At 59.1% G+C, this 19436-nt stretch carries 19 protein-coding genes; 8 read left to right on the top strand and 11 right to left on the bottom strand.

Going from position 1 to position 19436, the window contains the following annotated elements; translation table 11 throughout:
* The first annotated feature begins 261 nt into the window (after positions 1 to 261).
* Entirely contained in the window at positions 262 to 2763 is a 2502-nt protein-coding gene (gene ptsP / locus ABLV04_RS01050) for a phosphoenolpyruvate--protein phosphotransferase (protein WP_101861883.1), read from the top strand.
* A gap of 374 nt (positions 2764 to 3137) precedes the next feature.
* Here the strand turns inward: ptsP and ABLV04_RS01045 are convergent, their stop codons facing one another.
* Positions 3138 to 4223: a tartrate dehydrogenase gene (locus ABLV04_RS01045; RefSeq protein ID WP_048334639.1), complete on the bottom strand. Its 1086-nt coding sequence runs from the start codon at positions 4221 to 4223 to the stop codon at positions 3138 to 3140.
* A gap of 82 nt (positions 4224 to 4305) precedes the next feature.
* Here ABLV04_RS01045 and ABLV04_RS01040 point away from each other — a divergent pair, with 82 nt between their 5' ends.
* Positions 4306 to 5268 (top strand): LysR substrate-binding domain-containing protein, encoded by a 963-nt coding sequence (locus tag ABLV04_RS01040; RefSeq protein WP_180265771.1) that lies wholly within the window; start codon positions 4306 to 4308, stop codon positions 5266 to 5268.
* Here the strand turns inward: ABLV04_RS01040 and ABLV04_RS01035 are convergent.
* From ABLV04_RS01035 to puuD, 4 genes are all read right to left on the bottom strand, one after another.
* On the bottom strand, positions 5265 to 6545 hold the full coding sequence (locus tag ABLV04_RS01035; protein WP_180265770.1) for an FAD-binding oxidoreductase: 1281 nt from the start codon (positions 6543 to 6545) through the stop codon (positions 5265 to 5267). The two genes, ABLV04_RS01040 and ABLV04_RS01035, sit on opposite strands and share 4 nt — an antisense overlap.
* A gap of 2 nt (positions 6546 to 6547) precedes the next feature.
* Positions 6548 to 8035, bottom strand: coding sequence for an aldehyde dehydrogenase PuuC (puuC, locus tag ABLV04_RS01030; RefSeq protein ID WP_065881779.1), 1488 nt, complete (start codon positions 8033 to 8035; stop codon positions 6548 to 6550).
* A gap of 319 nt (positions 8036 to 8354) precedes the next feature.
* A complete protein-coding gene (gene puuR / locus ABLV04_RS01025; RefSeq protein ID WP_002898590.1) occupies positions 8355 to 8912 on the bottom strand; it encodes an HTH-type transcriptional regulator PuuR in 558 nt (185 codons plus the stop codon).
* Between the two features lie 25 nt (positions 8913 to 8937).
* Positions 8938 to 9690, bottom strand: coding sequence for a gamma-glutamyl-gamma-aminobutyrate hydrolase (gene puuD, locus ABLV04_RS01020; RefSeq protein ID WP_072199196.1), 753 nt, complete (start codon positions 9688 to 9690; stop codon positions 8938 to 8940).
* Between the two features lie 225 nt (positions 9691 to 9915).
* Here puuD and ABLV04_RS01015 point away from each other — a divergent pair, with 225 nt between their 5' ends.
* Entirely contained in the window at positions 9916 to 11337 is a 1422-nt protein-coding gene (locus tag ABLV04_RS01015) for a glutamine synthetase family protein (protein WP_002898595.1), read from the top strand.
* Between the two features lie 353 nt (positions 11338 to 11690).
* On the top strand, positions 11691 to 13082 hold the full coding sequence (locus ABLV04_RS01010) for an APC family permease (RefSeq protein ID WP_044522001.1): 1392 nt from the start codon (positions 11691 to 11693) through the stop codon (positions 13080 to 13082).
* A 118-nt stretch (positions 13083 to 13200) separates the two neighbouring features.
* Here ABLV04_RS01010 and ABLV04_RS01005 read toward each other — a convergent pair whose 3' ends face one another.
* Positions 13201 to 13323: a small membrane protein gene (locus ABLV04_RS01005; protein WP_002898600.1), complete on the bottom strand. Its 123-nt coding sequence runs from the start codon at positions 13321 to 13323 to the stop codon at positions 13201 to 13203.
* A gap of 255 nt (positions 13324 to 13578) precedes the next feature.
* On the opposite strand from ABLV04_RS01005, the gene ABLV04_RS01000 reads away from it, so the two are divergent.
* On the top strand, positions 13579 to 13800 hold the full coding sequence (locus ABLV04_RS01000; RefSeq protein ID WP_023289090.1) for a hypothetical protein: 222 nt from the start codon (positions 13579 to 13581) through the stop codon (positions 13798 to 13800).
* 1 nt (position 13801) lies between these two features.
* Here the strand turns inward: ABLV04_RS01000 and ABLV04_RS00995 are convergent, their stop codons facing one another.
* Complete coding sequence (locus ABLV04_RS00995) at positions 13802 to 14590, bottom strand: SDR family oxidoreductase (RefSeq protein ID WP_044522002.1); 789 nt, start codon at positions 14588 to 14590, stop codon at positions 13802 to 13804.
* A gap of 115 nt (positions 14591 to 14705) precedes the next feature.
* Positions 14706 to 15155 carry a helix-turn-helix domain-containing protein gene (locus tag ABLV04_RS00990; RefSeq protein WP_023289093.1) on the bottom strand — a complete coding sequence of 150 codons (450 nt, stop codon included), beginning with the start codon at positions 15153 to 15155 and terminating at the stop codon, positions 14706 to 14708.
* Positions 15156 to 15307: 152 nt separating this feature from the next.
* Between ABLV04_RS00990 and agp the strand changes: the two genes are divergently transcribed.
* Positions 15308 to 16555, top strand: coding sequence for a bifunctional glucose-1-phosphatase/inositol phosphatase (gene agp, locus ABLV04_RS00985; protein ID WP_180265768.1), 1248 nt, complete (start codon positions 15308 to 15310; stop codon positions 16553 to 16555).
* Positions 16556 to 16621: 66 nt separating this feature from the next.
* Here the strand turns inward: agp and ABLV04_RS00980 are convergent, their stop codons facing one another.
* The 3 genes from ABLV04_RS00980 to ABLV04_RS00970 form a co-directional block, all read right to left on the bottom strand.
* Positions 16622 to 16849, bottom strand: coding sequence for a YccJ family protein (locus ABLV04_RS00980; RefSeq protein WP_008805934.1), 228 nt, complete (start codon positions 16847 to 16849; stop codon positions 16622 to 16624).
* A 20-nt stretch (positions 16850 to 16869) separates the two neighbouring features.
* Positions 16870 to 17466, bottom strand: coding sequence for an NAD(P)H:quinone oxidoreductase (gene wrbA, locus ABLV04_RS00975; RefSeq protein ID WP_002898704.1), 597 nt, complete (start codon positions 17464 to 17466; stop codon positions 16870 to 16872).
* Positions 17467 to 17682: 216 nt separating this feature from the next.
* The gene (locus tag ABLV04_RS00970; RefSeq protein ID WP_306811340.1) at positions 17683 to 17814 is read right to left on the bottom strand and encodes a hypothetical protein; all 132 of its coding nucleotides are present in this window, start codon (positions 17812 to 17814) and stop codon (positions 17683 to 17685) included.
* An 87-nt stretch (positions 17815 to 17901) separates the two neighbouring features.
* Between ABLV04_RS00970 and ABLV04_RS00965 the strand changes: the two genes are divergently transcribed.
* On the top strand, positions 17902 to 18075 hold the full coding sequence (locus tag ABLV04_RS00965) for a general stress protein (protein ID WP_002898708.1): 174 nt from the start codon (positions 17902 to 17904) through the stop codon (positions 18073 to 18075).
* A gap of 163 nt (positions 18076 to 18238) precedes the next feature.
* Positions 18239 to 19177, top strand: a complete 939-nt coding sequence (locus ABLV04_RS00960; protein ID WP_064158255.1) for a DMT family transporter — start codon at positions 18239 to 18241, stop codon at positions 19175 to 19177.
* The last annotated feature ends 259 nt before the right edge of the window (positions 19178 to 19436 follow it).

The following is a 19436-nucleotide window of genomic DNA, read 5'->3' as shown; positions in this document are numbered from 1 at the left end:
CATTAGAAAAAGGGCGCCGCATAAAACAGTAGAGAAAAAGTGCATTTACTGGATATTTGTAAGGTTAGAAAAGAATTGCGATCCACCTCAAATCTTAGTGATGACAGGAGGAGTGAGCGCTAAAAGGGTGGAATTGTGATGGCGGGCATAAAAAAGTATCGTGTGTACAATAGTCCAGTAATTGCCAGTTTTGTCACCTAGTCCACTTGACCATCTTTCATTACCTTTTGGGGAATTAATGGATTACTCAGGAGGAAGGCGATGGCTCTGGTCATTGAATTTACATGTGATTTGCCCAACGGCGTGCATGCGCGTCCGGCCAGTCTGGTCGAAACGCTGTGTAACCGTTTTTCATCGGCAATTGAGTGGCGGAACCTGCGCTGCGATACCGGTGGCAATGCCAAAAGCGCGTTGGCGGTCATCGGCACGAACACCCTGAAGGGCGACACCTGCCAGCTGCTTATCAGCGGCGAAGATGAAGCCGAGGCTTACGCCGCGTTAACGGCCTTTCTGCGTGATGAATTTCCTCACTGCGACGCGCCGCTGCCTACGGCACAAGCGCTGGACGTCCAGCCGGTGCCGGAGTCACTCTCACGCCTGAACCCGACGCTGTTCCATGCCAGTCCGGTCTGCGCCGGCAGCGCGGGGGGCAGACTCATCCATCTAAAATCCCGCGATTTGCACGAGCTTGGCGCACTGCCCGTCGCCAGCAGTCCTGAACAGGAGCAGGCGGCACTGGATAACGGCCTGCGCCTGCTGGTGAAAGATATCGAACTGCGGCTGCTGGACAATGACGGTACCGCCAGCGCGATACTGGAAGCTCACCGTTCGCTGGCGACGGATGCCTCGCTGCGCCAGCATCTGCTCGGCGGGATCCTCACCGGTCTCAGCTGCGCCCAGGCGATCGTCGCCACCAGCGACCACTTCTGCGCCCAGTTCCGCGATTCCGGCAGCAGCTATCTGCAGGAGCGAGTGCTGGATGTGCGCGATGTCTGCTTCCAGCTGTTGCAGCATATCTACGGCGAAGCCCGTTTCCCGGCGCCGGGTCAACTGCGGGAAGCCGCCATTTGCCTTGCCGACGAACTCACCCCCAGCCAGTTCCTCGAACTGGATAAAACGCATCTCAAAGGGCTGCTGCTGCGCAGCGGCGGCACTACGTCGCACACCGTGATCCTTGCCCGCTCATTCAATATCCCGACCCTGGTGGGGGTTGACCTCGACGCACTGTTGCCCTGGGAGGATACTCAGGTGCAGATCGACGGCAACGCCGGGCTGCTGGTGGTCGACCTGAGTCCGGCGGTGGCGCGCTACTATCAGCAGGAGTCGTGGGTTCAGGCGCAGATCCAGCAACAGCAGCAGGTATGGCTGGATAAGGCGGGGCAGACGGAAGACGGTATCCGCGTCGAGATCGCGGCGAACATCGCCCATTCGGTAGAGGCGGTGGCGGCCTTCAACAACGGCGCGCAGTCGGTTGGCCTGTTCCGCACGGAGATGCTCTATATGGACCGGCCCGGCGCGCCATCGGAAGACGAACTCTACAACATTTTCTGCCAGGCGCTGGAGCCTGCCGCCGGGCGCAGCATTATCGTGCGGACTATGGATATCGGCGGTGATAAGCCGGTGGCCTACCTCAACATTCCGGCGGAAAATAACCCTTTCCTCGGCTACCGCGCGGTGCGCATCTATGAAGAGTACCAGGCGCTGTTTCATACTCAGCTGCGGGCGATTCTACGCGCTTCGGCGCACGGCTCGCTGAAGATCATGATCCCGATGATTTCCTCAATGGAAGAGATCCTGTGGGTGAAAGAGCGGTTGGCGGAGGCCAAACAGTCGCTGCGCGTCGAACAGATCCCGTTTGATGAAAAAATTCCGCTGGGCATCATGCTGGAGGTGCCGTCGGTGATGTTCATCATCGATCAGTGCTGCGAAGAGGTGGACTTCTTTAGCATCGGCAGCAATGACTTAACGCAGTATCTGCTGGCGGTCGATCGCGATAATGCGAAAGTGACGCGCCATTACAACAGTCTCAACCCGGCCTTCCTGCGTGCGCTGGACTATGCCGTGCAGGCGGCGCACCGGCAGGGGAAATGGATCGGCCTGTGCGGCGAGCTGGGGGCCAAAGGTTCGGTGCTGCCGCTGCTGGTCGGCCTCGGCCTGGATGAACTGAGCATGAGCGCGCCGGCGATCCCGGCGACCAAAGCGCGTCTGGCGCAGCTGGACAGCCGCGCCTGCCGTCAGCTGCTGAATCAGGCGATGCAGTGCCGTACCTCGCTGGAAGTGGAGCATCTGTTGGCCCAGTTCCGCATGCGCCAGCAGGATGTGCCGTTGATTAGCCGCCAGTGCATCACCCTCAACAGCGACTGGCGCAGCAAGGAGGAGGTGCTGAAGGGGATGACGGATAATCTGCTGCTGGCCGGGCGCTGCCGCTATCCGCGCAAGCTGGAGGCCGATCTCTGGGCCCGCGAGGCGGTGTTCTCCACCGGGCTGGGCTTCAGTTTTGCCATTCCGCATAGTAAATCCGAGCATATTGAGCAGTCGACCATTAGCGTCGCCCGCCTGGCGCAGCCGGTGAAGTGGGGTGATGAAGAAGCGCAGTTTGTGATTATGCTGACGCTAAACAAGCATTCGGCGGGCGACCAGCATATGCGCATCTTCTCGCGCCTGGCGCGGCGCATTATGCACGCCGAGTTCCGCCAGGCGCTGGTATCCGCTGAGAGCAGCGAGGCTATCGCGCAACTGCTGCGCCGCGAGCTGGAGTTGTGATCGGTTATCCGGCCCGCGCCGCTGGCCGGAGCCCGTGGATGCTGGTGGAGGTGGCGACGGGCCTCTCCCTATGTGCTCCCGGTGCCAGGAGAGACTTAACGCAGAAGACATATCGGGTGCGCCATCTGCCCGGACATAACACAGAACAACCGTTTTTCCGGGGCGAAACCGTTGCAAACTGATAACTATATCGATTAATCCGGCTCTGACCGTCAGTCGGCCCGCGCAAGCGCCGCACCGCCGGGCGATGGCATCAGGCGCGGAGACGATTTTGTGCCGGGTGGCGGCTGCGCTTAACCCGGCCTACTCACTCCATTATCGTGCCTTTTGTAGCCCAGGTCAGCCGTAGCGCGACCTGGGAGCGGCCGGGATAATTATGCCAAAATAGCTTTGCAGACGGCGTCGCTGACCTGCTGCGTTGACGCGCTGCCCTGCATATCCGGCGTCTTCGGCCCGCTGGCGATCGTCTGCTCAATTGCCGCCAGGATGCCGTTATGCGCGGCGTGATAGCGCGCATCGCCGTTCCCGAGAAAATCAAGCATCATCGCCCCGGCCCATATGGTGGCGATCGGATTGGCGATATTTTTCCCGTAGATATCCGGCGCTGAACCGTGGACCGGCTCGAACAGCGACGGGAAGGTGCGCTCCGGGTTGAGATTGGCCGATGGCGCAATACCAATGGTACCGGTGCAGGCCGGGCCGAGATCGGAGAGAATATCACCGAACAGATTGGAGCCGACGACCACGTCAAACCGCTCCGGCTGCAGCACGAAGCGGGCGCAGAGAATATCGATATGCTGCTTGTCCCAGCGGATCTCGGGATAGTTTTTGGCCATCTCCTCCACCCGCTCATCCCAGTAGGGCATGCTGATGGCCAGCCCGTTGGATTTCGTCGCCGAGGTCAGCGTTTTGCGCGGGCGGCTTTGCGCCAGCTCGAAGGCGTAGCGCAGGATACGGTCAACGCCCCGGCGGGTAAAGATCGACTCCTGAATCACCACCTCATGCTCGGTGCCTTCATTGGCGCGCCCGCCCAGAGCGGAATATTCGCCTTCGGTGTTCTCGCGCACCACGTAGAAATCGATATCGCCAGCCTTTTTCCCCGCCAGCGGGCAGGGGACGCCGGGGAACAGGCGCACCGGGCGCAGGTTGACGTACTGATCGAACTCGCGGCGGAACTTCAGCAGCGACCCCCACAGCGATATATGATCCGGGACGGTATCCGGCCAGCCGACGGCGCCAAAGTAGATGGCGTCGAACCCCTGTAACTGCTCGCGCCAGTCGTCCGGCATCATCTTACCGTGATGAGCATAATATTCGCAGCTTGCCCACTCCATCTGCTCGAAGCTCAGCGCCAGGTCCCACCGCTGCGCGGCGGCTTTCAGTACGCGGATCCCTTCAGGCAGAACTTCTTTGCCAATTCCGTCACCCGGGATGGCGGCAATACGACAGGTTTTTTTCATTCCGGTTCTCACTTTTTAGCGATGATGTTTGACCACCTGCTTATCCTATAATTGACTGATTCATAATTAATCACGCTAACTGGTGAAACATAAAACACAGATCATGAATAATCTGCCGCTGCTGAATGATTTACGCGTCTTTATGCTGGTCGCCCGCCGGGCCGGGTTTGCCGCCGCCGCTGAGGAGCTGGGCGTATCGCCGGCTTTCGTCAGCAAGCGGGTTTCGCTGCTGGAGCAAACCCTGAATGTGCTGTTGCTGCACCGGACCACCCGCCGGGTCACCATTACCGAAGAGGGAGAGCGGATCTACGAGTGGGCGCAGCGCATTCTGCAGGATGTCGATGAGATGATGGACGAGCTTTCCGACGTGCGTCAGGTGCCGCAGGGAACGCTGCGGATTATCAGCAGCTTCGGCTTTGGTCGCCGGGTGGTGGCCCCCGCGCTGTCGGCGCTGGCGCTTCAGTACCCGCAGCTGGAGCTGCGTTTTGATGTTCAGGACCGGCTGGTAGATTTAGTCAATGAAGGGGTGGATCTCGATATTCGCCTCGGCGACGATATCGCGCCGAATCTGATTGCTCGCCAGCTGGCGCGCAATCACCGCGTGCTCTGCGCGTCGCCGCAGTTCCTCGCCCGCCATGCGCCGCCGAAACAGCTGAGCGATCTGGCGGCTCTGCCGTGCCTGGTGATTAAAGAGCGGGATCATCCGTTCGGCGTCTGGCAGCTGCATAGCAAAGAGGGCCAGCACGCCATCAAAGTGACCGGGCCGCTGTCGTCCAACCATGGCGAAATTGTTCATCAGTGGTGTCTGGACGGGCAGGGGATTGCGCTCCGTTCGTGGTGGGACGTCAGGGAGAATATCGCCAGCGGGCATCTGGTGCAGGTGCTGCCGGACTACTGGCAAACGGCCAACGTCTGGGCGGTTTACGTCTCCCGCCTGGCGACGTCGGCTAAAATTCGCACCACCGTGGAGTTTCTGCGCCACTATTTCCAGCAACACTATCCGCAGCATGAGCCGACGGCCAGGGCCGTCGGCAAAGGCGATTAAACCCCAAGGCGGTCGCGCAGGCTGTAGTAGGCGGCGCCCATCGCGGTAAAGGGGATACGCAGGCTGCGGCCGCCCGGGAACGGGTAGTGCGGCAGTTTGGCAAAGGCGTCGAAACGCTCGGCGTCGCCGCGCAGCAGTTCCGAAATCAATCGTCCGGCGAGGTGGGTACAGGTGACCCCATGCCCGCTGTAGCCCTGCATGTAGTAGATGTTGCTATCCAGGCGACCAAACTGCGGCATCCGCGACAAGGTCAGCAGGAAGTTGCCCGTCCAGCGGTAGTCAATCTTCACCCCCTGCAGCTGTGGGAAGGTTTTCAACAGCTTTGGCATAATCAGCCGCTCCACATCGTCCGGGTCGCGGGCGCCGTAGACCACGCCGCCGCCGTACAGCAGGCGGTTATCGCCGGTCAGACGGTAGTAGTCCAGCAGGTAGTTACAGTCTTCCACACAGTAGTTTTTCGGGATCAGCGAGCGGGCGACCTCCTCCGACAGCGGCGCGGTGGTGACCACCTGGGTGCCGCACGGCATGCTGCGCTTCGCCAGCTCCGGCTCCAGTTTGTCACCGAGATAGGCGTTGCCGGCGACAATCACATAGCGGGCAGTGACCTGGCCGCGGGCGGTGCTGACCACTGCCGGGCTGGTGTGCTGGATGCGGGTGACCGGCGACTGCTCATACACCCGGCCGCCGTTCAGGCGAATAGCGTCCGCTTCGCCGATGGCGAGGTTGAGCGGGTGAATATGGCCGCCGCTGTGGTCGAGCAGGGCGCCGACGTAGCGGTCGCTGTCCACTTCGCGACGAATCGCCTCTCTGTCCAGCAGCTCCAGCTGCGTGTTGCCGTAGCGCTCCCAGTTGGCTTTCTGTTCTTCCAGCGTCTCCAGCTGTTTATGGTTCATCGCCACGAACAGGCCGCCCGGTCGGTAATCGCACTGGATCTGATAGCGCTGGATGCGTTCGCGGATAATATCGCCGCCTTCGAACATCATGCTGCCGAGCATTTTCGCCGCATCCGGGCCGTAGTTTTTTTCAATCACGTCGATATCGCGGCTGTAGGAGTTAACCAGCTGACCGCCGTTGCGGCCGCTGGCGCCGAAGCCAATGCGCGTCCCTTCCAGCACCACCACGTCGTAGCCCATTTCGGCAAGATGCAGGGCAGATGAGAGGCCGGTGTAGCCGCCGCCGACGACGCAGACGTCGCAGCTTATCGATTCGTCCAGCGTCGGAAAGGGTTCATATTTGTTGGCGCTGGCGGCGTAATAGCTGGTGGTATGTTCGGTCATGATTAAGACTCCAGGGCAATCCAGATGGTTTTCAGTTCGGTGAATTTTTCCAGGGCGTGCAGCGACTTATCGCGCCCGTTGCCGCTCTGTTTGTAACCGCCGAAGGGGACGGTCATATCACCATCGTTATAGTTGTTGACGAAGACCGAACCGGCCTTCAGGCGGCGGCTCATGCGGTGGGCGCGTGAGAGATCGCGAGTCCATACCGCGGCGCCGAGGCCGTAGTCGCTGTCGTTGGCAAGCCGCAGCGCCTCGTCTTCGCTTTTGAATCGCGTCACCACCAGCACCGGGCCGAAGATCTCTTCCCGGCTGAGGGTGGAGGCCGGGTCGACGTCAATGAAAATGGTCGGGCCGACGGCGGCTGGCCATGGATTTTTCCGCCCATCGAGGAACAGCGTGCTTTTACTTTCGCCGCCGCGAATAAAACTGTGCACGCTGTCGGCATGGGTGTTGTCAATCAGCATGCCCATGGTGGTGTTTGGATCGAGCGGGTTGCCCGGCTGCCAGTGTTGCGCTTCGGTTTTCAGTCGCGCCAGGAACTCGTCGGCGATGCTCTCCTCCAGCAACAGGCGGGTGCCGGCGATGCACACCTGGCCCTGGTTGTAGAAGATGCCGCCGGCGGTGGCGCTGACCGCTTTTTGCAGATCCGGGCAGTCGGCGAAGACGATGTTGGCGCTCTTGCCGCCCGCTTCCAGCCACACGCGCTTCATATTGCTGTCGCCGGCGTCTTTCAGCAGCTGCTTGCCGGTGCGGGTGGAGCCGGTAAAAGTAATGACCTCCACGTCAGGATGCAGGGCCAGCGCCTGTCCGGCCTCGTGACCAAAGCCGCTGACCACGTTCAGCACGCCGTCCGGCAGGCCAGCCTCTTTCGCCAGCCCGGCGAGGCGCAGGGCGGTGAGCGGCGATTTTTCCGACGGCTTAAGGATCACGCTGTTGCCTGCCGCCAGCGCCGGACCGAGCTTCCAGCAGGCCAGCAGCAGCGGGAAGTTCCATGGCACCACCGCGGCGATGACGCCAATCGGTTCGCGGACGATCATCGCCAGCTCGTTGCTGCCGGTGGGGGCCACTTCGCCATAGACTTTATCCAGCGCTTCGGCATACCAGCGGATGGCGCGGGCGGCGCCGGGAATATCGTCGCGCAGGCTGTGGCGAATCGGTTTGCCGGTATCCAGCGTTTCCAGCAGCGCCAGCTCTTCGCGGTGGGTCTCCATCAGGTCGGCGAAGCGTGTGAGAACCGCTTTACGCTGCGCGGGGGCGGCCTGTGACCAGTCGCCGTTATCAAAGACCCGGCGCGCGGCCTTCACCGCCAGCTCGACGTCGGCTTTTTTGCCGCGGGCGACATGGGCTAACGTTTGCTGCGCGGCAGGGTCAATGGTTTCAAAGGTGGTATTATCGACCGCGGCGCAATATTCGCCGTTAATAAATAATCGCGTTTCAATGGCCAGGCTTTTCGCTTTTTCCTGCCAGTAAGCCAGGTGCTGAAAATTCATCATGACTCCTTAAAAACATTATCGGCAAATTAATCATTTCGGCGTTTTCAGGCTGCACGGGGGCGCTGCGCCAGGCGCAGGGCATCGTGAATCCCGGAGTTGAATACCGTTTTATTGCCCTAAATTTCGGCAGGTTGTCTGCATGCCGAATAATTCAGGGACGAGTCGCCATTCACGGCGTTAATTATTTCAGGGCCAGCAGGAAATAGGATTCCCTTCTGGCACAAACGTTATGACGGCGAGTTTTTCGCGGCGACGAAAATAAAATTTCCGCCGTCGCAGGTCTGAAGAAAGCCTGAACCTCGTTCAGGCTAACTATTCAGAATGTGGTGGGGGTGTGGGCACTGATGATGCGGCAGATGCCTGCCGAGGTGTTGCTGAAGCTGTGCGGGATGCCGGTGTTAATGGCATAGCTCTGTCCAGCCACCAGGTGGTACGACTGACCGTTAATGGTCAGCACGATCTCCCCCTCCAGTATGGTGCCTATCTCCTCACCCTGATGCTTAATCCTCTCCCCGGTCGTGGTTCCAGGCTGGTAAGTTTCAAAAATCATCGCCAGCGTACGGTTCGGATTTCCGTTATGAACCAGTTTCATGGAAACGCCCTGACTGCCCATTTCGATAAGGTCATCCTGATTAATGACCACCTGGGGTTCGTCCGGCTTTTCGGGTTCAGAAAAGAATTCCGAGAGCGACAGCCCATAGACTTTCAGCAGCTTTTGCAGCGTACTGATGGCGGGACTGACTTTGTCCTGCTCTATGGTGCTGATGGCACTATGTGTTAACCCAGACAGTTCGGCGGCACGACGCTGCGAGAGACCCAGCTGTTGGCGGATCTCTGACAGACGTTTCCCTGGCGCCAGTCCGTCATCGCTCATATTTGCATTTCCTTAACGGTAGTGGTCAGCGCCGCCGCTTTTCAGCATGATGGCCCTGACAGGCGGTGATAAAACCATCAAACAACATACGCGATAGGGCGTATTCGCTACTGTTCCATTCAGGATGCCACTGTACGCCCAGCGCGAAAGGGTGATCGTTCACGCTGACCGCTTCCACCAGTCCATCCGGCGCTCGCGCCTCCACGCGCAGCTGCGGACTCAGGGTTTTTGCTCCTTGTCCGTGTAGCGAGTTTACCCAAAACGTGTTGCAGCCCGGTATCAATTGCGACAGCAATCCTCCTTCCTGAACCTCAACCTGATGGGACGGCGCATACTGCTGCTCGACGGGCAGTTCAGGATCTTCGCGATGCTCCAGCAGCTCAGGCTGCTCGAACAGACGACGATACAGAGTCCCACCGGTGGCGACAACCAGTTCCTGCAGTCCACGACAGATGGCGAAAATGGGGATGCGCCTTTCGAGTGCGGCGTTAATCAGCGCCATGCTCAGAAGATCACGCCCGGGGTCGGCGTCAGGCTCATCGCCGTTTTCACCATAAAGGTGCGGCTGCACGTTACTGGGGCTGCCTGGCAGGTATATCCCGTCCAGTTTATCGACTAACGCGTTCAGCAGCTCCGGCTCCGCCAGCGCATGTGGCAGGGCGATCGGCAGTCCGCCGGCGTTAACAATTGCATTCAGGTACTTTTCTTGCAAGGTCTGGGTCTGGTGACCCTTAAGCCTGTTTCTACACATCACGACGCCAATAACTGGCTTGTACATTATATTTTCCATGATCGCCCTCACAAAGTGGACTAAATTATGACCGCTATAGCGGGTTTAACGGCCATATCGTTCAATATTTTCTCAATCTAGCAGTGGAAATAGCCCTTTGCAAACTTAATTTAACATTTGACAAACAATTTATTTGCATACACAGTCGATGGGGTGGACATTATATTTAACGGTCTGAGTGCAGGACCGAAACCAAACCAACGGCGGTGAATCATGGAAACCAATATCGTAGAAGTTGAGAATTTTGTTCAGCAAACGGAAGAGAGACGGGTCAGCGCGTTCGCGAAAGAAGTGAAGCGCTACCTCGAAACCTACCCTGATACCCAATATGTCGATGTCCTCCTCACTGATCTGAACGGCTGCTTCCGCGGCAAGCGCATCCCGGTTGCCGGCCTGAGCAAGCTGGAGAAAGGCTGTTATTTTCCGGCCTCGGTGTTTGCGATGGATATTCTCGGCAACGTCGTGGAAGAGGCCGGTCTGGGCCAGGAGATGGGCGAGCCGGATCGCAGCTGCATCCCGGTGCCCGGTACCTTAACGCCTTCAGCGGCCGATCCGCAGTCGATAGCCCAGGTACAGCTGACCATGGTTGATGAAGATGGCGCTCCCTTTGACGTTGAGCCGCGGAACGTACTCAACCGCCTCTGGCAGCAGCTGCGCCAGCGCGGGCTGTTCCCCGTGGTAGCGGTAGAGCTGGAGTTCTATTTACTGGACCGCAAACGCGATGCCGAAGGCTACCTGCAGCCGCCGTGCGCGCCGGGCACCGACGATCGCAACACCCAAAGCCAGGTCTACTCGGTCGATAACCTGAACCACTTTGCCGACGTACTCAACGACATCGACGAGCTGGCGAAACTGCAGCTGATCCCCGCCGACGGCGCGGTGGCCGAAGCCTCGCCGGGCCAGTTTGAAATCAATCTCCACCATACCGATAACGTGCTGGACGCCTGCGATGATGCGCTGGCGTTAAAACGTCTCGTGCGTTTAATGGCGGAGAAGCATAAGATGCACGCCACTTTTATGGCCAAGCCTTATGAAGAGCATGCGGGCAGCGGGATGCATATCCACATCAGCATGCTGAACAATAAAGGGGAAAACGTGCTGGTGGACGGCGACGGGGAAGACTCCGCGCTGCTTAAACGCGCGCTGGCCGGGATGATCGATCTGATGCCGGCCTCGATGGCGCTGCTGGCGCCGAACGTGAACTCGTATCGCCGCTTCCAGCCGGGGATGTATGTCCCGACGCAGGCTTCCTGGGGCCATAACAACCGTACCGTGGCGCTGCGGATCCCGTGCGGCGAGCGGCAGAACCACCGCGTGGAGTATCGCGTGGCGGGAGCGGACGCCAACCCGTATCTGGTGATGGCGGCGATTTTCGCCGGTATCCTGCACGGGCTGGATAACCCTCAGCTGCCTTTGCAGGAAGAGGTGGAAGGTAACGGCCTGGAACAAGAAGGGCTGCCGTTCCCGATCCGTCAGAGCGACGCGCTGTGGGAGTTTATGCAGAACGATCACCTGCGTGAGCGTCTCGGCGAGCGTTTTTGCCACGTTTTCCATGCCTGCAAGCATGATGAATTATTGCAGTTTGAGCGTCTTATCACAGAAACTGAAATTGAGTGGATGTTGAAAAACGCCTGATGGTCGCCCCGCGAGGGGCGCATGAGTTGAGTCATGAGTAGCATCATACGGCCTGAGCGGAGCCTGGTCGTCCTTTTTGCTGGGAGCCCAGCCATTTCCCGGATGTCGCGTTAAGGAGCGCAGGCGGCAACGGGGCTTCAGTTAACGACACAGTGTGTGACGAGGAAATGAGATGATGCAGATGTTCAAATATCCGCAGGGAGAGGGAGGCCGCTCAGGCCGCATTGGATGCCAGCCAGCAACCGCTCACCGGTCCGTCTTACCCTTTTATTTATGCCTTACCCCCTTGCTAAGCAGGTTTGTCACGCGAACGTTGTGCCCGCAAACTGTTATCCGCAAGGGGGGAATGGTCGATGGCAATTAATCTTCCTGCGCATAACGCCGCTCAGGCGGGCAGACCGCGTCTGCGTAAATCCCTCAAACTCTGGCAAGTGGTGATGATGGGGCTCGCCTATCTGACGCCGATGACGGTGTTTGATACCTTCGGCATTGTCTCCGGCATCAGCAACGGCCACGTCCCGGCGTCGTATTTGCTGGCGCTGGCTGGCGTGCTGTTCACCGCCATCAGCTACGGCAAACTGGTGCGCCAGTTCCCGGAAGCCGGCTCTGCCTACACCTACGCGCAAAAATCCATCAGTCCGCACGTCGGCTTTATGGTCGGCTGGTCGTCGCTGCTGGATTATCTGTTCCTGCCGATGATCAACGTCCTGCTGGCGAAGATCTATCTCTCGGCGCTGTTCCCGGAAGTGCCGCCATGGGTGTGGGTGGTGACCTTTGTCGCCATTCTGACCGCCGCGAACCTGAAAAGCGTTAACCTGGTGGCCAACTTCAACACCCTGTTCGTGCTGGTGCAGATCTCGATTATGGTGGTGTTTGTCATTCTGGTGGTCCAGGGGCTGCACAAAGGCGAGGGGGTAGGGACCGTCTGGTCGCTGCAGCCGTTTATCAGCCAGAATGCGCATCTGATCCCGATTATTACCGGGGCGACCATCGTCTGCTTTTCGTTTCTCGGCTTCGACGCGGTGACCACGCTGTCGGAAGAGACGCCTGACGCCGCGCGGGTGATCCCGAAGGCGATTTTTCTCACCGCGATGTACGGCGGCATTATTTTCATCGTCGCGTCGTTCTTTATGCAGCTGTTTTTCCCGGATATTCATCGCTTTAAAGACCCGGACGCCGCGCTGCCGGAGATTGCGCTGTACGTGGGCGGCAAGCTGTTCCAGTCAATTTTCCTCTGCACCACCTTTGTTAACACCCTGGCGTCCGGCCTGGCGTCCCATGCCAGCGTCTCCCGTCTGCTGTACGTGATGGGCCGCGATAACGTCTTCCCGGAGCGCATTTTCGGCTATGTGCATCCGAAATGGCGCACCCCGGCGTTGAACGTGATTATGGTGGGTATTGTCGCGCTGTCGGCGCTGTTCTTCGACCTGGTGACCGCCACCGCGTTGATTAACTTCGGCGCGCTGGTGGCCTTCACCTTCGTTAACCTGTCGGTGTTCAACCACTTCTGGCGGCGCAAAGGGTACAACAAAACCTGGAAGGATCGACTGCACTATCTGCTGCTGCCGATGGTCGGGGCGTTGACGGTAGGGGTGCTGTGGATCAACCTCGAGGCCACTTCCCTGACGCTCGGTCTGGTGTGGGCGGCGCTTGGTCTGGTGTATCTGGCTTATCTGACCCGACGCTTCCGTAAACCGCCGCCGCAGTTCGATGCCGCCAAGGCGGAGCAGGCCTGGGAGTCCTAGAGCCTGACGCAGAAACCGAACAAAGGCAGGCCCGCAGGCCTGCCTTTGTTATGGCATCGGTAAGGGACAGTACAGGATGGTAAAGAAATCAGCAGAAAACGGCGGAGAACGGAAGGTATTATTTCTTCTTTTTATGGACAGGTAACTGACTGGCGCGCCGCTCTTTGAGGTACGACACCAGACTGTAGATGGCGACGCCCAGCAGCGCCACCGCGACGATAAAGAGAATAAGACCCGACATAGACCAACCTAAAATTCTGTTTAGAAAGGGAAAAAGATACAGGGCTCAGTTGAAGATAACATCGGGATATGTCTGAAAGATGACGCCTCATCGCGGGAATATCCGCCGCAGGGGTTGTGATAAAATATTTCCCGCAGGAATGTGACAGCCTGGGTTTCAGCTGAAAGGGCGTAACACTCCGTTAAGTGATTTTACAGAAGTGCGGCCAGCAGCGGGTTACGCTGACCGCGAATTAGAATGATCTGAGAGCAAGACATGTATAAGAAAACCCTCAGCCTGCTGGGCGTGGCGCTGGCGCTGACGGCCTTCGCCAGTCAGGCTGAAAATGAACGTCAGGCGATCCGCGAGCGGATCGTGGAGCAGGTCCTGAAACCGTGTGAAGGTAAAAAAGCGGGCGATAAGGTGGTGATCACCGATCGCCGCGGCGGTGAGCACGAGGCGATCTGTACCCTGGCGGCGGTTCCACTGCCGGAGTGAGTTAGCGATATCGCGGCGCCGGTTGCCCGGTTCGCGCGCTGGTAAACAGCGCCAGTCGCGTCTGCTCGAAAGCCTCCCACAATCCCAGGTCATGCACGGGCGGTAAGGTGACCTTTTCCCCCATCTCCAGTCCTCTGAGGGCGGCGTCAACCAGATCCTCGGTGGTCATGACCGTACCGGTGGGCAGGGCGTCCAGCGCCACGCCGGAGGTCGGCCACAGATCGGTGGCGGTCGCCGCCGGCAATACCGCCTGAATACGCACGCCGCTGTCGGCAAACTCATCCTGCAGGCCACGGGTAAAGCTCAACACCCACGCTTTGCTGGCGCTGTAGACCGCGCTGCCCGGCAGCGTATGCAGCGCGAGAATAGAGGCAATATTGATCAGCGTTCCGCGGCCCCGGGGAGCGAAAGCGGCCAGCGCGGCATAGCTCAGGCGCAGGAGCGCGGTGGTGTTGAGCGTATGAATCGCCTGGTGCTCGCGCGGCGTACTGGCGAGAAAGCCCGCCATTTTTGCCGTGCCGGCGTTGTTGATGAACAGGTCAATGGCGGGATCGTGCTGCAGACGCTGCTCCACGGCTTCAATGCCTTGCTCCTCGCTCAGGTCGGCCTTGACGATGCTGGCCCGGATGGCGTAGCGCGCCTGCAGCTGCCCGGCGAGCGCCTGCAGCCGATCTTCACGGCGGGCCGCGAGGATCAGATCGTAGCCGCGAGCGGCGAGTCGTTCGGCATAGATCGCGCCGATACCTGAGGAAGCGCCGGTGATAAAAGCAGTGTGTGATGACTGGGACATGAGTATTGCCTCTTAAAAGGTTGCATTATTAAACCAAATTCAGCATGAGATACTTGGTTTAATAATGCAACCATTTTGCCGGGCTTTTTTTATTTTTGCCTGCCGCGGGCAGCGATTAGTCGTTCAGCGGAACGGCGATGGTGATATCCGCCGGGGCCAGCTCACGGCCATCCGCCGCCTGCAGGACCAGTTTACGCAGGGGCTGGCGCTGCTGGCGGTCAATGAGCCGGGTTGCCGGTTCGTCAGGATCGAACAGATAGTCATCCGCCCACTGGGAAAGGGCGACCAGCACGGTCTGCAGGGCGCGGCCCTTATCCGTCAGGACGTACTCCTGCCAGGCGCTGCCGTCGGAGGCCGGCTGCAGACGCAGGATGCCTTCATCCACCAGCATTTTCAGGCGTCCGGCGAGCATATTTTTGGCAATGCCGAGGTTTTTCTGGAATTCACTAAAACGGCACGCCCCGCGCAGGGCATCGCGGACGATAAGCAGCGACCACCAGTCACCGATAACGTCGAGGGAGCGGGCGACAGGACAGCAGCTGTTTTCAAGACGGGTACGTTTCACGAAAGCCTCCGGGTTAGTTGTTTCATTATAAAACTATTTGGTCGGCAGAGGAAATTTTCGGCGGCGGTCTAAGTTTGCGAGCGAATGCCAGGAAAAATGGCATAAATCCGTCACAATTAAGCCGATGATAATAAATGACTAAGGATGAAGGGATGAAAAAACGTCTACTCGCCGCCGCCGTAGTCGGCGCGGTCATGTTATCCGCCGGCGCTCTGGCGCAGGACACGGCCGCCCCGGAGGGGTATCAGCTGCAGCAGGTGCTGATCATGAGTCGTCACAACCTGCGCGCGCCGCTGGCCAATAACGGTAGCGTGCTGGAGCAGTCCACCGCCAAAGCCTGGCCGCAATGGGATGTGCCGGGCGGCCAGCTGACCACCAAGGGGGGTGTGCTGGAGGTGTATATGGGCCACTATATGCGCGAATGGCTGGCGCAGCAGAAGCTGGTGACCAGCGGCGAGTGCCCGCCGGAAAACGCTGTTTACGCCTACGCTAACAGCCTGCAGCGCACCGTCGCCACCGCGCAGTTCTTTATCACCGGCGCGTTCCCGGGCTGCGGCATTGCGGTGCATCATCAGCCGCAGATGGGCACCATGGACCCGACCTTCAACCCGGTTATCACCGACGACTCCCCGGCGTTTCGTGAGAAAGCGCTGCAGGCGATGGAAAAAGAGCGCCAGGGGATGCAGTTGACCGAGAGTTACAAGCTGCTGGAGACGATGATCGATTACCGCAACTCGCCCTCCTGCAAAGAGAAGCAGGTCTGTTCCCTGAGCGAGGGTAAAGATACCTTTAGCGCCGGTTATCAGCAGGAGCCGGGGGTGTCCGGGCCGCTGAAGGTGGGCAACTCGCTGGTGGACGCCTTCACCCTGCAATATTATGAAGGCTTCCCCAAAGACCAGGTGGCGTGGGGGGAGATCGCCAGCGATAAGCAGTGGCAGGTGCTGTCGAAGCTGAAAAACGGCTATCAGGATAGCCTGTTTACTTCGGTGGCGGTGGCGCAAAACGTGGCCAAGCCGCTGGTCAACTATATCGATAACGCGCTGGTGGGCGAGGGGGCCAGCAAGGCGAAAGTCACGCTGCTGGTGGGACACGACTCGAATATTGCCTCGCTGCTGACGGCGCTGGACTTTAAGCCCTATCAACTGCCCGGCCAGTATGAGCGCACGCCTATCGGCGGCAAACTGCTGTTTCAACGCTGGCACGACAGCGGCAGCAACCGCGATCTGATGAAGATTGAGTATGTCTACCAGAGCACCGAGCAGCTGCGTAACGCCGACCCATTGACGTTGCAGACCCCGCCGCAGCGGGTCACGCTGGCGCTTAACGGCTGCCCGGTCGATGACCAGGGTTTCTGTCCGCTGGAGACCTTTAAAAAGGTGATCAACGAGGCGGCGAAATAACGAAAAAACCCGGAGCAATCCGGGTTTTTTAGCAGGTTAGGGTGAGACTCGGCAGGGATAAACGTCCTAGACGTTTTTACGCTCAATCGTCTGTTCACCCCAGAACAGCGCATCTTTATCGGTTTTGGCAAAGGCCAGCGCCAGCACTTCGTCGCTGCCTTCCTCCCAGATTTGCTCCGCCAGTTTTTCATCATAGTGGGCGACTTCGAAAATCGCCTCGGCGATCTCCGGCGAGGTGTTACGTAAACTTGCCCATTCGCCGACGCGATGTGCTTTTGCTTCTTGAGTTGGCATAGTGCTCCTCCTGCGGAAGATTAGCCGTGCAGTTTAACGGCCAGTTTGGCGACATGTTCACCCTGATAGCGGGCGATGGCTAACTCTTCCTCGCTTGGCTGACGCGAGCCGTCGCCGCCGGCAATCGTGGTTGCGCCATAAGGCGTCCCGCCGCGGACCTGGGAGATATCGAACAGCTCCTGGGCGCCGTAGCCGATCGGCACGATGATCATGCCGTGGTGGGCCAGCGTCGTCCAGGTGGAGGTAATGGTTTGTTCCTGGCCGCCGCCGGTGCCGGTTGAGCTGAATACGCTGGCGATCTTGCCATACAGCGCGCCGGATGCCCACAGGCCGCCGGTCTGATCGAGGAAGGTGCGCATTTGTCCGGACATATTGCCGAAACGAGTCGGGGTACCAAAGATGATGGCGTCATACTCAGCCAGTTCCTGCGGCGTAGCGACAGGCGCGTTTTGCGTTTTACCGCCTGCTTTGGCAAACGCTTCTGCCTGCATGGTTTCCGGCACGCGCTTCACAACCACCTCAACGCCGTCCACCCGGTTCGCCCCATCGGCGACGGCGTGAGCCATGGTTTCAATGTGTCCATACATGGAATAATAAAGCACCAGAATTTTAGCCATTTCCATCACTCCTCGGTTGCATTATAAGCCAGCCAAATAGCTGGTACCTTTAAAGATAAAGCCTCTGCCGAAGAGTGCAAATCCAACGGGCATTTATTTGATTTATAACAAAATGACAAAGCATTATTTACTTTTCCTTGCGCAGCGCGGCCTGAGCGGCGGAGAAGCGGGAAGCGATGCCTCCGCCATTCTGGCCGGTGCGGCGAGGATGTAGCATCAGGATACATTTTCGCTAACTATTTTTTCTTCGTCAGCAGAGGAGGTTAGCGCCATCCCGCGGCGCGAGGAGATTTTTTTCGCCAGGCTTTGTTTCTGAATGTGACATTTGCCATCGTCAGCGGCAGTCATTCACTAACCTTATAGATACGCGGCAGGACAGCGGCGTCGCCGCTCCCGCGTAATGCACTATGATGTCTAACCTAATGGAGGTCAGTAATGGCAAACCATCGTGGCGGTTCTGGCAACTTTGCTGAAGACCGTGAAAGAGCATCAGAAGCAGGACGTAAAGGTGGCCAGCATAGCGGGGGGAATTTTAAAAATGACCCTCAGCGCGCCTCAGAGGCTGGTAAAAAAGGGGGTAAAAACAGTCACGGTAGTCGTGAGAGTTAACGCGCGACTCGCACTGTTCTCTTTGATGCGGTGTTAATCTCCCCGACCCAACCGCATCGCCCTCGCCGCCGGCATCAGCCGGCGGTTTTTTTTAGCTTTCGGAGGTTGCGCTCCCGCCGGGCCGATTGCACACTGGTCGCCCGTTAATCGTCATGGCTGTTTTATGTCTTCGTTAAAATTCTCCGTTAGCCGCCAGGAAGCGCTCCTTATCATGATCACCATGTTCTGGGGAGGGACCTTCCTTGCCGTGCAGTATGCGGTCAGCCTCAGCGGGCCGCTGTTTTTTGTCGGCCTGCGTTTCGCGACCGCCGCGCTGGCTGTGGGTCTGCTCTCGCTGCGCACCCTGCGCGGTATGACATGGCTGGAGGTGAAGGCGGGGGTGGCGATTGGCGTGGCGATTGCGCTGGGGTATGGGCTGCAGACCTGGGGACTGCAGTCGATCTCCAGCAGTAAGTCTGCCTTTATCACGGCGATGTATGTGCCGCTGGTGCCGCTGCTGCAGTGGCTGTGCCTGGGTCGTATGCCGGGGGTGATGTCCTGCGTGGGGATTGTGCTGGCCTTTATCGGTTTGATCCTGCTGGCCGGGCCGGAAAACAATCTGCTGGCGCTTGGCGTGGGGGAGATGATCACGCTGGCGAGCGCGCTGGCGATTGCCGCGGAGATTATCCTTATCAGCGCCTGGGCCGGGAAAGTGGATGTTCGGCGTGTGACGGTGGTGCAGCTGGCGACCGCGTCGCTGGTGGCTTTCGCCGCCATGAAGCCGGCCGGTGAGTCAGTGCCGCCGTTGACGCCGGCGCTGCTCGGCGTGGCGCTGGGGCTGGGCATTTTCAGCGCGATCATTCAGGTGACCATGAACTGGGCGCAGCGCAGCGTCTCGCCGACGCGGGCCACGCTGATCTATACCGGCGAACCGGTGTGGGCCGGTATTTTTGGCCGGTTGGCCGGTGAGCGTCTGCCGCTGCTGGCCCTCCTCGGCTGCGTCTTTATCCTCGCGGGCGTGCTGGTGAGCGAGCTGAAGTGGAAGCGCAAACCGCCACCGCAGATGTCAACGAATGACGATGCGCAGCCGCTCCCGGACCTGGCCGATCGTCGCGAGCCGTAATTTTACGCTTCTGATCCTACAGCGGCGCTTATCCTGGCTGGCCTACTCGTCCGGCTCTGATTGTCTGTAGGCCCGGCAAGCAACGGCGCCGCCGGGCGATGGAATCAGGCACGGAGTTGCGTTTATACCGGGTGGCGGCTGCGCCTTACCCGGCCTACAACCCCAACTCACCGCTGGCGTAGGGGCTGCTGAAACTGCCGTTGTTGGCGGCCTCAAAATCGCTGAGACGTTCCCGGAAGGCCGGGGCAGCCCGCATGGA

Source organism: Klebsiella sp. JN_Kp127, assembly GCF_040062505.1.
Taxonomy (GTDB): Bacteria; Pseudomonadota; Gammaproteobacteria; order Enterobacterales; family Enterobacteriaceae; genus Klebsiella; species Klebsiella quasipneumoniae.
This window is presented reverse-complemented; position numbering and strand designations above follow the sequence as displayed.